The organism is Streptomyces olivaceoviridis, assembly GCF_014650115.1.
Classification (GTDB): domain Bacteria; phylum Actinomycetota; class Actinomycetes; order Streptomycetales; family Streptomycetaceae; genus Streptomyces; species Streptomyces olivaceoviridis.
The window spans coordinates 167,671-180,330 of the sequence record NZ_BMUI01000013.1; the positions used below are offsets into that span (position 1 = coordinate 167,671).

Below are 12,660 nucleotides of genomic sequence, written 5' to 3' on the forward strand. Positions count from 1 at the left end.
CCGTCCCTTCACCCCACGGCGACGACGGTCCCCGCTCCCACGGTCCGCCCGCCCTCACGGATCGCGAAGCCGAGCCCCGGCTCCAACGGAACCTCCCGTCCCAGCTCGACGCTCATCCCGACCGTGTCCCCGGGCCGGGCGACGGCCACCTCACCGAGGTCCACGGAGCCCACGACGTCCGCCGTCCTGATGTAGAACTGCGGCCGGTAGCCGCTGACGACCGGCGTCGTACGACCCCCCTCGCGCGCGGACAGCACGTACACCCGCGCCGTGAACCGCCGGCTCGGCACCACACTGCCCGGCGCCGCGACCACGTGTCCGCGCCGGACGGCGTCCCGGGGCACCCCGCGCAGCAGCAGCGCCACGTTGTCACCGGCCTGCGCCTCCTCCATCGGCTTGCCGAAGGTCTCGATCCCGGTGACCACGGTGTCGGTGTCCGCGCCCAGCACCGTCACCCGGTCGCCCAGCCGGAGGGTCCCGCGCTCCATGGCGCCGGTCACGACCGTGCCCCGCCCGGTGATGGTCAGCACGTTCTCGACCGGCAGCAGGAAGGGCGCGTCCAGATACCGCTCCGGCACCGGCACGTAGGTGTCCACCGCGTCGAGCAGCGCCTCGATGGACGCCGTCCAGCGCGGGTCGCCCTCCAGCGCCCTCAGCCCGGAGACGCGGACGACGGGGACGGCGTCGCCCGGGTACCCCTGGGTGGTGAGCAGGTCGCGGACCTCCAGTTCGACCAGGTCGGTCAGCTCCTCGTCCCCCGCGTCGGCCTTGTTCAGCGCGACCACGATGTGGTCGACGCCGACCTGCCGGGCGAGCAGGACGTGTTCGGCGGTCTGCGGCATGATCCCGTCGAGCGCGGAGACGACCAGGACGGCACCGTCGAGCTGGGCGGCGCCGGTGACCATGTTCTTGACGTAGTCGGCGTGGCCCGGCATGTCGACGTGGGCGTAGTGCCGGGTGTCGGTCTCGTACTCGACGTGGGCGATGTTGATGGTGATGCCGCGGGCGGCCTCCTCCGGGGCGCGGTCGATGCGGTCGAACGGTACGAAGGTGCCGGTGCCGCGCTCGGCGAGGACCTTGGTGATGGCGGCGGTCAGGGTGGTCTTGCCGTGGTCGACGTGACCCATGGTGCCGATGTTCAGGTGCGGCTTGGTGCGCACGTAGGCCGTTTTGGACATGGCTGTACCTCGAAGCCTCTCAGCCGTGACAGAAGACACCGGACCCCGGGAACCGGCCGACCCTCCCCCTGCGGGGTCCGCCGGACGATCCGGAGAGGGTCAGCTTCGGGCGCCGTCGACGGCGGCCACGAGGTGCGGGACGGCAGCCTTCGGAGCATCCGCGACGGCGGACGCTGCGACGAGGAAGGCGTACCGGAACATGCCGTCGATCATCGCCGACGGCCGCGTCCGGCGTCGAATGGTTTTCGGATTCGTTCACGTCCGCGGCTTAGATGCCCGATACATCGATCGTTCTCGACGTGGCTTGCGACCCCTTCCGGAGGGGCGTTCCCTGGAAGAGGGGGTGACGCTCGACGCGGAGGTGACAGACGTGAAAGCCGTCGTCTACGAAGAGCCTTTCAGCGTGACGGTGAAGGAGGTCCAGGACCCTCAGATCCAGCACCCCAACGATGTCCTCGTACGGGTCACGTCGACCGCCATATGCGGCTCGGACCTGCACATGTACGAGGGACGCACGGCGGCCCAGGCGGGCATCGTCTTCGGACACGAGAACCTGGGCATCATCGAGGAGGTCGGCGACGGCGTGACCTCCCTGTCCCAGGGCGACCGCGTCGTGATGCCGTTCAACGTCGCCTGCGGATTCTGCAAGAACTGTCTCGTCGGAAAGACCGGGTTCTGTCTGACGGTCAACCCTGGATTCGCCGGCGGGGCCTACGGCTATGTGGCGATGGGGCCGTTCATCGGCGGCCAGGCCGAGCGGCTGCGGGTACCGTACGCCGACTTCAACTGCCTGAAGCTGCCTCCGGGCGAGGAGTTCGAGACGGACTTCGTGCTGCTCGCCGACATCTTCCCGACCGGCTATCACGGTTGCGAACTCGCCCAGGTGTCCCCCGGTGAGTCCGTGGCCGTCTACGGCGCCGGACCGGTGGGCCTGATGGCCGCCTACTCGGCACTGCTGCGCGGCGCGGCGAAGGTCTTCTCCGTCGACCGGGTGCCCGAGCGGCTGGCCAAGGCGGAGGAGATGGGAGCCATCCCCATCGACTTCACCAAGGGCGACCCGGCGGAGCAGATCAAGGAACAGACCGGAGGTGAGGGCACCGACAAGGGCGTCGACGCCGTCGGCTACCAGGCCCAGAGCCACGACGCCAGCCACGAGGAACCCGCCATCGTCCTCAACGAGTTGGTCGAGACGGTACGGCCGACGGGCATGCTCGGCGTACCGGGTCTGTACGTGCCCTCGGACCCCGGCGGTCCCGACGAGCACGCCAAGCACGGCCAGCTGCTGGTCTCCATCGGCCGGATGTTCGAGAAGGGCCAGCAGATGGGCACCGGTCAGTGCAACGTCAAGCGGTACAACCGCCAGCTGCGCGACATGATCATCGCCGGGCGGGCCAAGCCCAGCTTCGTGGTCTCCCACGAGCTGCCGCTGGACCAGGCGCCGCAGGCGTACGAGAAGTTCGACAAGCGGATCGAGGGCTACACCAAGGTGGTCCTGCACCCTGGTCACGCCCTGGCCGCATGAGGCACGCGGTCCGGCTCGCCGCGTGAGGCACGGGTCCAGGCGTCACGGACGCCTGGACCCCTTCTCGTTCGCCTTCCCGTCCACCGGCCCCGGGGGACGCCGGTGCCGTGCCGTGACGGTCACGGGACCCGGCTGACGGCGATCACACACCTTCGTCGGTTACTGTCGACGGATGCTCGATGCCAACCGCTCTGGCACCGCCACGGCCTCTCCCCGGGCCGCCGCCCAGGAGCTCGTCGCCCCCGATCTCCCCCTGCGCCCCGCGGGGTTGGCCGCCCGCTGCACCCGCGTACTGCTGTCCCCGTACGCACGGCTGTCGCTGCTGGTCGCCCTGCTCGTGGGTGCCGCCGCGTGCGTGCTGCTCTTCGAGCCGCAGCGGCTGCTGACGCACGGCTGGCCGCCACAGCTCGGCGGGGCCGCGGCGGCCGTCGTCTTCGCGGCGGCGTACGGACTGTGCACCGTGGCGTTCGTGCCGCGCCCCTTGCTGAACCTGGCCGCGGGCGCGCTGTTCGGCTCGCAGGTGGGGCTGGCGACGGCACTGACGGGCACGGTGCTCGGGGCCGGGGTGGCCTTCGGGCTGGGCCGGCTGCTCGGGCAGGACGCGCTGCGCCCGCTGCTGCGGGGGCGCTGGCTGCGCGCGGCCGACGGGCAGCTCAGCCGGCACGGGCTCCGGTCCATGCTGGCCCTGCGGCTCTTCCCGGGGGTGCCGTTCTGGGCGGCGAACTACTGCGCGGCCGTCTCCCGCATGGGGTGGCTGCCCTTCCTGCTGGCCACCGGTCTCGGCTCGGTCCCGAACACCGCCGCCTACGCCGTCGCCGGCGCCCGCGCCTCGGCGCCGACCTCTCCCGCCTTCCTGATCGCGATGGCCTGCATCGCCGTACCGGCGCTGGCGGGCACGGTGGTGGCCTGGCGCAAACGCCACCAGCTGCGCGGCCGGTGAGCGCGGTCGCCCGTCCGCCGGAGAGGGCCTCTCCTGTGGTCCGGCGTCATCGCCGTGGCCGGCACGCCGCTCGGCGGCGCGTTCACCGCACTGCCCCGGTCCCGGCGTGAGCGGGCCGCCCGCGCCGAGCGAGGGCCGAGGCACCGCACGGGGCGCCGGCCGAACTGGTGGCGGCCCTGGGTGACCACCGGCGGCCCTGTGGCACCGTGAGGACCTCCGCCTGGACGGCGCGCGCCAGGACGCCACCGAGGCGGCACGGTCGGCGTCCCACGCGACCCGCTCCCCCGTGACCGCCCCCTTGTCGCGGTCTGCGTCCTCGGAGCGTCCCCGGCCCGACCGGCGGGGCAGGCGGCCCCCGCCGTGTTCGACCCCGTGACTCCGCTCGTCGACGAGCCGGTCACCGCCGGGCGGGTCATGGCCCGGTGACCGGCGTCATGGCCCGGTGACCGGCATCATGGCCCGGTGACCGGCATCATGGCCCGGTGACCGGCGGCCCGGCGGCGCCGGGACACCGCTCGGCGCCGCCCTGCGCCCGCCCGGTCCCCCGGCCGGAGCCCCGGCTCAGACGCCTTCCAGGATCATCGCGTTGGCGAGTCCGCCCGCCTCGCACATGGTCTGGAGGGCGTAGCGAGCGCCGCGTTCGCGCATCGCGTGGACCAGAGTCGTGGTCAGGCGGGTGCCGCTGGCGCCGAGGGGGTGACCGAGGGCGATGGCGCCGCCGTGCACGTTGACCTTGGCGAGGTCGGCGCCGGTCTCCTGCTGCCAGGCGAGCACCACGCTGGAGAAGGCCTCGTTGACCTCGAACAGGTCGATGTCGTCCAGCGTCAGCCCGGCCCGGCGCAGCACCTTCTCGGTGGCCGGGATGACCCCGGTCAGCATGAGCAGCGGGTCGGAGCCGGTCACGGCGAAGCTGTGGAGGCGGGCCAGCGGGCGCAGGCCGAGCCGGGCCGCGGTGTCGCTGGAGGTGATCAGGACGGCGGAGGCGCCGTCGTTGATCGGGCTCGCGTTGCCCGCGGTGACGTTCCACTCGATCTGCGGGAAGCGCTCGGCGAAGCCGGGGTCGTAGTAGGCGGGCCTGAGTCCGGCGAGGATCTCCGGCGTGCTGTCCGGGCGGACGGACTCGTCGCGGGCGACGCCGTCGAGCGGGGCGACCTCGGCGTCGAAGAGCCCGGTCCGCCACGCGGCGGCGGCCTTGTGGTGCGAGGAGACGGCGAACTCGTCGATCCGCGCGCGTGTGAGGGACCACTTGGCGGCGATGAGTTCGGCGCTGATCCCCTGCGGCACCAGGCCGTCCGGGTAGCGCTCGGCGACACCGGGCCCGAACGGGTCCTTGCCGGCGGGCACGTTGGACCACATGGGCACCCGGCTCATCGACTCCACACCGCAGGCGACCACGAGGTCGTACGCGCCCGAGATCACGCCCTGCGCGGCGAAGTGGACGGCCTGCTGGGAGGAGCCGCACTGGCGGTCCACGGTGGTCGCGGGGACGGACTCGGGGAGGCCGGCGGCGAGCACCGCGTACCGGGTGGTGTTCATGGCCTGCTCGCCGACCTGGTCGACGGTGCCGCCGATCACGTCGTCGATCGACGCCGGGTCGACGCCGGAGCGCTCGACCAGGGTGCGCAGGGTGTGGGCGAGGAGTTGCACGGGGTGGACGTGGGCGAGGGAGCCGTTCGGCTTGCCCTTGCCGACGGGGGTGCGTACGGCTTCGACGATGACCGCGTCTCGCATGGCGCCGGCCTCCAGCTTGATCGGACGAGCTACCGGTGAGTAGGAAATGCGAACTCACCATAACCCCTTGGGTTGGAAATTCAAACCCTCCTCTAGACTGGGGTCCATGGCCGCCACGAAGGATTCGCGCCCCTGCTCCATCGCCGACGCCCTCGCGATCGTCGGCGAGAAGTACTCCCTGCTCGTCCTGCGGGAGGTCTGCCTGGGCAACGGCCGCTTCGACCAGCTCGTGCGCAACATCGGCGCCCCGCGCGACATCCTGTCCACCCGGCTGCGCCGCCTCGTCGAGGCCGGCATCCTCACCAAGCGCCTCTACAGCGAACGCCCCCAGCGCTTCGAGTACCGGCCCACGCAGGCCGGGCTGGAGCTGGAGCCCGTCCTGATGACGCTCAAGGAGTGGGGCGACCGGCACCTGCGCAAGGGCGTCGACCTGCCCATGGTCGTCGAGCACCACTGCGGCGAGGAACTGGTGCCGGTGGTCACGTGCCAGGCCTGCGGCGATCCCGTGCGTCACGAGGACCTGACGGCCCGTCCGCAGACCCCGGGCTGGACCGTCACCGGGCCGTCGGCCGCATAGGAGGGACCTCGCCGCCGCGCTGTCGGCGGGGCCCGCTACGCTTCCTCCGTCACATGATCACCTCTTCTCCCCTCAGCGCTTGGACGCCATACCTCCATGTCTTGGTTTGAATCCCTCGTCCTCGGACTCGTCCAGGGGCTGACCGAGTTCCTGCCCGTCTCCTCCAGCGCGCACCTGCGGCTGACCGCGGCGTTCTCGGGCTGGAAGGATCCGGGGGCGGCCTTCACGGCCATCACGCAGATCGGCACGGAGGCCGCGGTCCTCATCTACTTCCGCAAGGACATCGGCCGGATCATCTCGTCCTGGTTCCGCTCGCTGTTCGACAAGACGATGCGGCACAACCACGACGCGCAGATGGGCTGGCTGGTGATCGTCGGCTCCATCCCGATCGGGGTGCTGGGCGTGACACTGAAGGACCAGATCGAGGGGCCGTTCCGCGACCTGCGGATCACCGCCACCATGCTCATCGTCATCGGCGTGGTCATCGGCATCGCCGACCGGATGGCGGCCCGCGACGAGACCGGCGGCCGGCACCGGGCGCCCAAGCAGCGCAAGACCCTGGAGAACCTCGGCGTCAAGGACGGCCTGATCTTCGGCCTCTGCCAGGCCTGCGCCCTCATCCCCGGCGTCTCCCGCTCCGGCGCGACCATCAGCGGCGGCCTGTTCATGGGCTACCGGCGCGAGGCCGCGGCCCGCTACTCCTTCCTGCTCGCCATCCCGGCCGTCCTCGCCTCCGGCGCCTTCGAGGTGAAGGACTCGCTGGGCGAGGGCCACGTGGACTGGCCGCCCACCCTGTTCGCGACGGTGATCGCGTTCGTCTCGGGATACGCGGTCATCGCGTGGTTCATGAAGTGGATCTCCAACAAGAGCTTCATGCCGTTCGTCTGGTACCGCATCGCCCTCGGCGTGGCGATCATCGCCTTGGTCGGGGCCGGCGTGCTGAGCCCCCACGCGGCGGAGTCGGCGGGCTGACGGCCCGCGCCACCACCTCTGTTTCGGACATCTTCGCGCCCGCGGCGGCCCGCCCAGGACCTGGGCAACGCCCCGCGGGCGCCGGGCTGTTCGCGGCCACGGACGGATGACCGGGCGGCGTTGGTGACCAACCCCATACCTTCTGCGTAGCCGCGCGGTAGCGCACGGTCAGACCTTGCCCCTAGGCTGGTCGGCATGTCCCCCGAATCCCCGCCCCCTGGTTCCGTGCGCTCTGCTGCCGAGGTGAACGAGCAGATCCGGGCGCTGTGGCTGCGTGCGGGCGGCATCCTGTCGGCCCAGGAGCGCGCGGAGTACGAGCTGTTGGTGATCGAGTGGGCCGAGGCGATCCGCGGTCAGGTCATCGAGGCGGCCTGACCCGGCCCGGCGCACCCCGTCCGGCACCCCGCCCCGCGGGCATCCCGCCGCCGTCCTACGCCCGCAGGTGCGCCAGCACCTCATCGGCCACCGGATACGGCCGCTCCTTCGGCAGCAGCCCCTTCGCCCGCTCCGGTTCCCCCGCCCGCACCAGCCCGTGGATCTCCGCGGCCAGCGGTGTGACGTCCTCGATGCCGACGATCCACTCGTCCGCGTACCGGGCCGCCGCCTCCCCGGCGAGGCCAAGCTGCAACGACCGGTACGGCAGCGGGTCGAAGCGCAGATCGCGCTCCGGGTCCCACTGCACCCGGGCCGGGCAGCGCGCCAACTCCGCCTTCCAGGCGGCCTGGTCCGCGTGGAGCGCGGGCACGTAGTGGGACAGGCAGGCGTGGCGCAGGGCCCACTCGAAGCCGTCCCGGCGGATCTCGACGGCCAGGACGGTCTCCTGGTTCTCCTTGGTGCCCCAGCCGCAGCGGTACATCATCCACAGGAACGACGGCTTGATCCACGTCATCCGGTCCCGCTTCCAGGCGGACGGAAAGCGTCCGGTGCGGGCGGCGACACGGCCGATCCCCGGGCGGTAGGCCTGGTAGACGGTGACCGTGGTCTCCGTGTGCCGGGCGCGGACGCGGAACCTGGGCTCGGTGCCTGCGAGTTGTTCGTCCTGTTCGTTCACCGGGACAGGTTCGGCCGAGCGGCCCGCCCCGCACCACCGAATATTCACCCCGCACACCTCTTGGCTCCGCGCCCGCCGTGCCCAACACTGTGCCGATGACGCAGCGTGCGGAGTTCGCGACCGTGAGGGACCGCCTGGCCGTGGACGACCTGGTCACCGCGTACGCGGTGGCGGTGGACGACGGCGACTGGCCGGGGTACCGAGGGCTGTTCACGGCGGACGGACGCGCCGACTACCGCTCGGCGGGCGGTATCGAGGGCGACGCCGGCCGGGTCGCCGCCTGGCTGGCCGGGAGCCTGACCCTGTTCGCCGTCCGCCAGCACCTGATCGTCAACCGGCAGGTCCGCTTCGGCGTCCTGGACCAGGACACCGGCGACACCGCCCGTGTCCGCGCCGACTACCTCAACCCCATGCGCTTCACCGGCCCCGACGGCTCCGCCGCCCCGGACCTGGTGTGCGGCGGCCGTTACGACTTCGGGCTCTTGCGCACCGCCGAGGGCTGGCGCCTGAGCGAGGTCGTCGTACACGAGAAGTGGCGCCGCGGGCCGGGCGCCCCGTAACGCCGGGAGCCCCTGAGCGGCGCGGGGCGCGCTGCCGACCCGCGGCTCGGCAGCGCGCCCCGCATGCCCGCGTACGCCGTACGACCGCCCGCCCTGGCCGGAAGACACACGGCCTCCCGCTCACCGCGCACACTGGACCTATCGCTGGGTAGGGAGGCTCCCTATGAGGACGATCAACCGCTGGCTGACCTCCCCCTGGCGCCGCTCGGCCGCCGCCGCCCTCGCCGGTGCCCTGCCGGTGCTCTCGTTCCCGGCTCCCTCGCTGTGGTGGTTCGCGTACGTCGCGCTGGTGCCGTGGATCCTGCTCGCCCGCTCCGCGCCGACCGGACGGCGGGCCGCGTACGACGGCTGGTGGGGCGGCATCGGATTCCTCATAGCCGTCCACCACTGGCTGCTGCCGAGCCTGCACGTGTTCATCTTCCTGATCGCCGCCCTGCTGGGGCTGCTGTGGGCGCCGTGGGGCCGGCTGGTGCGCCGGTTCCTGGGCGGGGTGCCGTCGGCGGGCCGGTGTGCCGCCGCCCTGGTGGTGCTGCCGTCGGCCTGGCTGGCGGTGGAACTGGTCCGGTCCTGGCAGGGGCTCGGCGGGCCGTGGGGCATGCTCGGCGCCAGCCAGTGGCAGGTGGGCCCGGCGCTGCGGCTGGCCTCGGTCGGCGGGGTCTGGCTGCTCAGCTTCCTGGTGGTGGCCGTCAACGTGGCCGTGGCCGTGCTGCTCGCCGTCCGCGCGTCGCGGGTGCCGGCCGTGGCCTCGCTGGTCGCCACGGCCGCCGTGGCCTCGGTCGCGTGGGCCTGGGCGCCGCGCCCGGACGTCGACGGGCGGGTGCGGATCGCCGTCGTGCAGCCGGGGATCGTGGCCGGGCAGGACAGCGGCGACAAGCGGTTCGACCAGGAGGAGCGGCTGACCCGGCGGCTCGCCGGGCAGGGCGCCGACCTGGTGGTGTGGGGCGAGTCCAGCGTCGGCTTCGACCTGGACGACCGCCCCGACCTGTCCCGGCGGCTCGCCGCGCTGTCCCGCGAGACCGGCGCCGACGTGCTGGTGAACGTGGACGCCCGGCGCTCCGACCGGCCCGGCATCTACAAGAGTTCGGTGCTGGTCGGCCCGGACGGCCCGACCGGCGACCGCTACGACAAGATGCGTCTGGTCCCGTTCGGCGAGTACATACCGGCCCGTTCGCTGCTCGGCTGGGCCACCTCGGTGGGCCGGGCGGCCGGCGAGGACCGGCACCGCGGCACCGAACAGACCGTGATGAACGTCGGGCACGGGCTGCGGATCGGCCCGCTGATCTGCTTCGAGACCGCGTTCCCGGACATGAGCCGGCACCTCGCCGAGGACGGTGCGGACGTCCTCCTCGGCCAGTCGTCCACCTCGTCCTTCCAGCACAGCTGGGCGCCCGAGCAGCACGCCTCGCTGGCCGCACTGCGTGCCGCGGAGACCGGCCGCCCGATGGTGCACGCCACCCTCACGGGCGTCTCGGCGGTGTACGGCCCGGCCGGGCAGCGCCTCGGCCCGTGGCTCACCACCGACGCGAGCGCCGCGCGCGTGTACGACGTACCGCTCGCGCACGGCGTCACGCCGTACGTCCGCTACGGCGACTGGCCGGTGCACGGGGCGCTGCTGGTGCTGGCCACGCTGTGCGTGACCGAGGGGGCGCGGGCGCTCAGGCTGCGCCGCAGCGGTCCTGAACCGCTCGGACCACCCGCTCGCACAGTTCGTGAGTCGCCAGCGCGTCCCTGGCGCTGAGCAGCTTCCCGGCCCGCACGGCGTCGAGGAACGCGAGGGCCGCCTGCTCGATGCCGCGCTGGCGGGCCACCGGCACCCAGTCGCCGCGCCGGCGCACGGTCGGCTGCCCCTTGTGGTCGATCACCTCGGCGAGGTTGACCACCTGGCGCTTGGTGTCCTGTCCGGACACCTCCAGGATCTCCTCGGTGGAGCCGCTGAGCCGGTTCATCACGCCGAGCGCGGTGAAGCCGTCGCCGCCGAGCTGGAGCACGACGTGGTGCAGCAGCCCGCCCTCGGCACGGGCGCGCACGGTGACGTCGTCGACCGGGCCCGGCACCAGGAACCGCAGGGTGTCGACGACATGGATGAAGTCGTCCAGGATCATCGAGCGCGGTTCCTCGGGCAGCCCGACCCGGTTCTTCTGCATGAGGATCAGCTCGCGCGGGTGGTCCAGGCACTGGGCGTACCCGGGGGCGTACCGGCGGTTGAAGCCGACGACCAGCGAGACGCCCCGCCGCTCGGCGAGGGCGACCAGCCGCTCGGAGTCGGCGAGTTCGTAGGCGAGGGGCTTGTCCACGTACGTCGGCACGCCGGCCTCCAGCAGCCGGGTGACCACCTCGGGGTGGACGGTGGTGGGCGCGTGCACGAAGGCCGCGTCGAGGCCGGCGGCGAGCAGGGAGTCGAGGGTGGTGTGCCGCTGCTCCCGGGGCAGGTGCAGGCTGTCGCCGACCCGGTCCAGGGTGGCGGGCGTGCGGGTGTGCAGGTGCAGGTCGACCCCCGGCTGCGTGCCGAGCACCGGCAGATACGCCTTCTGCGCGATGTCCCCGAGTCCGATGCAGCCGACCTTCACGTGCTCTCCCCTACGGCTTGCCCGCGTGATTCCTGCCGGAAGCATACGGGGGCCACCGGGCGGCGATGCCGGCGATGCCCCGAGGGAGGAGCGACCGTGTTCGGTACGGCGCCGGCGGTGGCTGAACGTCAGCTCCGGTACGGCGCGTCCCTCGACGGGGGGCATGCGGTCACCCGTACGGGCATCGGATCCGGCTTCCCCGGTGCCGAACCGGCCGCCGGCCCAGCAGAGTTGCGCGGGTGCATCGAACGACGACCACCGCAGCGCTTCTGGTCACCGTGGCCGTCTCGGCCCTCTCCGGCTGTGTGACGGTGCGGGACGCGGCGCCGACGGGGTCGCCGCCGGGCAGCGCGCCCTCGCGGCCGACGGCGACCCGGCCGAACGGCAGCGCGGAGCCCCGGGTGGTGCAGGCACCGGCCCGCGAGGCGCTGGAGAGGACGGGCCCGTCCGGGCGCCCGGAGCGCTCCGGACCGCCCGCCCGGCACCGGGCCCCGGCCGCACCCGAGGTCACCCACCGCCCAGCGGCCCCGCCCGGGCCCCCGCTCCCGGCCCCCTCCCGCCGGCCGCACACCCCCATGCCCCTCCCACCCCCGGCGGTGACCCGCCCTCCGGATGTCTGCGCCCTGGGCAGGGCGTACGGCGGCTGGCGGAAGGACAGCCCCCAAGCCCGGATCTGCGCGCAGGCGTACGACCACTGACCGTCGCCCTGAAGGCGGTGAACTCACCGGCCCTGGGCCTTGTCGTCACACTCCCGTCGTCCCCCGGAGGGCGGGCCGCGCGGCGTCAGGTGCGTGCCCGGTGCGGCGAGTGGGGGCACCTCCCACGCCGTTGAGGCAGTGGGGGAACGTGCATGGCGTCGCACGGCAGACGGGAGTTCGACGACAGGGCCTAGCCCTGGCGCGGCGGTCTCCAGCCCTCTTCGCCCGGCGTGCCGTCCTCCCCCAGCCGCAGGGCCAGACGGCTGATCTCGGACCGGACACCCGCGCCGTAGCCGTCGTCGGCGAGGCACCGGGCGGCGCTGCGGGCCCGGCGCAGCTGGCTGCGGGCGGCCTCGGCGCGGCCCAGCTTGGCGTAGTCGGCGGCCAGGTTGAGGTGCAGGGAGGGGAAGAAGCCCCGCACGCTCGACGGGTCGGCGCCCACGCGGCCGTCGGCGACCTCCTCCGCCGCCGACAGCGCCCGCAGGTCCCAGGCGAGTTCGTCCGCCGGGTCGTCCTGGGTGTCGGCCAAGTAGTGGGCCAGGGTGCAGCGGTGCAGCGGGTCGCCCTCCTCGCCGACCTCCGCCCACAGCTCCAGGAAGCGGCTGCGGGCCTCCTCGCGGTCGCCTCCGTGGTGCAGCATCACGACCTGTCCGATCCGCGTCAGCACGGCGTCCGGCGCCGCCTGTTCCTGTCGCTCCGCCACGGGGTCCCTCCGGGCCGTCGGCAATGGTCCGCTGCTGACGCTAACCGTCGCGCACCGGATTCCCGGACAGGCGGCGCCGTCGTGCCGACGGCCGGTGGTCGACCGCGGGCCCGTGGTGGCGGGTCGCGCCCGCGCGGGCCGCTCCCCCGGGCCCCCGGCCG

General features: G+C 73.1%; 13 protein-coding genes. 8 read left to right on the forward strand and 5 right to left on the reverse strand.

What is annotated here, in order from left to right:
• Positions 1–8 precede the first annotated feature (8 nt).
• Positions 9–1,178, reverse strand: a complete 1,170-nt coding sequence (gene tuf / locus IE273_RS24535) for an elongation factor Tu (protein WP_189817332.1) — start codon at positions 1,176–1,178, stop codon at positions 9–11.
• A gap of 370 nt (positions 1,179–1,548) precedes the next feature.
• Between tuf and IE273_RS24540 the strand changes: the two genes are divergently transcribed.
• The gene (locus IE273_RS24540) at positions 1,549–2,700 is read left to right on the forward strand and encodes a glutathione-independent formaldehyde dehydrogenase (protein ID WP_058083752.1); all 1,152 of its coding nucleotides are present in this window, start codon (positions 1,549–1,551) and stop codon (positions 2,698–2,700) included.
• Positions 2,701–2,872: 172 nt separating this feature from the next.
• Positions 2,873–3,640: a TVP38/TMEM64 family protein gene (locus IE273_RS24545; RefSeq protein WP_189817333.1), complete on the forward strand. Its 768-nt coding sequence runs from the start codon at positions 2,873–2,875 to the stop codon at positions 3,638–3,640.
• A gap of 561 nt (positions 3,641–4,201) precedes the next feature.
• Here IE273_RS24545 and IE273_RS24550 read toward each other — a convergent pair.
• Positions 4,202–5,371, reverse strand: coding sequence for a thiolase family protein (locus IE273_RS24550; protein WP_189817334.1), 1,170 nt, complete (start codon positions 5,369–5,371; stop codon positions 4,202–4,204).
• 106 nt (positions 5,372–5,477) lie between these two features.
• On the opposite strand from IE273_RS24550, the gene IE273_RS24555 reads away from it, so the two are divergent.
• The 3 genes from IE273_RS24555 (at position 5,478) to IE273_RS24565 (ending at position 7,295) form a co-directional block, all read left to right on the forward strand.
• Positions 5,478–5,948 carry a winged helix-turn-helix transcriptional regulator gene (locus IE273_RS24555; RefSeq protein WP_189817335.1) on the forward strand — a complete coding sequence of 157 codons (471 nt, stop codon included), beginning with the start codon at positions 5,478–5,480 and terminating at the stop codon, positions 5,946–5,948.
• Positions 5,949–6,044: 96 nt separating this feature from the next.
• The gene (locus tag IE273_RS24560) at positions 6,045–6,920 is read left to right on the forward strand and encodes an undecaprenyl-diphosphate phosphatase (protein ID WP_189817336.1); all 876 of its coding nucleotides are present in this window, start codon (positions 6,045–6,047) and stop codon (positions 6,918–6,920) included.
• Positions 6,921–7,115: 195 nt separating this feature from the next.
• Positions 7,116–7,295, forward strand: a complete 180-nt coding sequence (locus tag IE273_RS24565) for a hypothetical protein (RefSeq protein ID WP_189817337.1) — start codon at positions 7,116–7,118, stop codon at positions 7,293–7,295.
• A 55-nt stretch (positions 7,296–7,350) separates the two neighbouring features.
• On the opposite strand, the gene IE273_RS24570 is transcribed toward IE273_RS24565, so the two are convergent.
• A complete protein-coding gene (locus tag IE273_RS24570) occupies positions 7,351–7,971 on the reverse strand; it encodes a DUF4291 domain-containing protein (protein ID WP_189817338.1) in 621 nt (206 codons plus the stop codon).
• 95 nt (positions 7,972–8,066) lie between these two features.
• Between IE273_RS24570 and IE273_RS24575 the strand changes: the two genes are divergently transcribed.
• Both IE273_RS24575 and lnt read left to right on the forward strand, forming a co-directional pair.
• Positions 8,067–8,531 (forward strand): nuclear transport factor 2 family protein, encoded by a 465-nt coding sequence (locus IE273_RS24575; RefSeq protein ID WP_189817339.1) that lies wholly within the window; start codon positions 8,067–8,069, stop codon positions 8,529–8,531.
• A gap of 163 nt (positions 8,532–8,694) precedes the next feature.
• Positions 8,695–10,269: an apolipoprotein N-acyltransferase gene (gene lnt / locus IE273_RS24580; protein WP_189817340.1), complete on the forward strand. Its 1,575-nt coding sequence runs from the start codon at positions 8,695–8,697 to the stop codon at positions 10,267–10,269.
• On the opposite strand, the gene IE273_RS24585 is transcribed toward lnt, so the two are convergent.
• The gene (locus IE273_RS24585) at positions 10,187–11,098 is read right to left on the reverse strand and encodes a Gfo/Idh/MocA family protein (RefSeq protein ID WP_189817341.1); all 912 of its coding nucleotides are present in this window, start codon (positions 11,096–11,098) and stop codon (positions 10,187–10,189) included. The two genes, lnt and IE273_RS24585, sit on opposite strands and share 83 nt — an antisense overlap.
• 239 nt (positions 11,099–11,337) lie before the next feature.
• Here IE273_RS24585 and IE273_RS24590 point away from each other — a divergent pair, with 239 nt between their 5' ends.
• Positions 11,338–11,796 (forward strand): hypothetical protein, encoded by a 459-nt coding sequence (locus tag IE273_RS24590; RefSeq protein ID WP_189817342.1) that lies wholly within the window; start codon positions 11,338–11,340, stop codon positions 11,794–11,796.
• A gap of 190 nt (positions 11,797–11,986) precedes the next feature.
• Here IE273_RS24590 and IE273_RS24595 read toward each other — a convergent pair whose 3' ends face one another.
• Positions 11,987–12,499, reverse strand: coding sequence for a hypothetical protein (locus IE273_RS24595; protein ID WP_189817343.1), 513 nt, complete (start codon positions 12,497–12,499; stop codon positions 11,987–11,989).
• Positions 12,500–12,660: the final 161 nt, after the last annotated feature.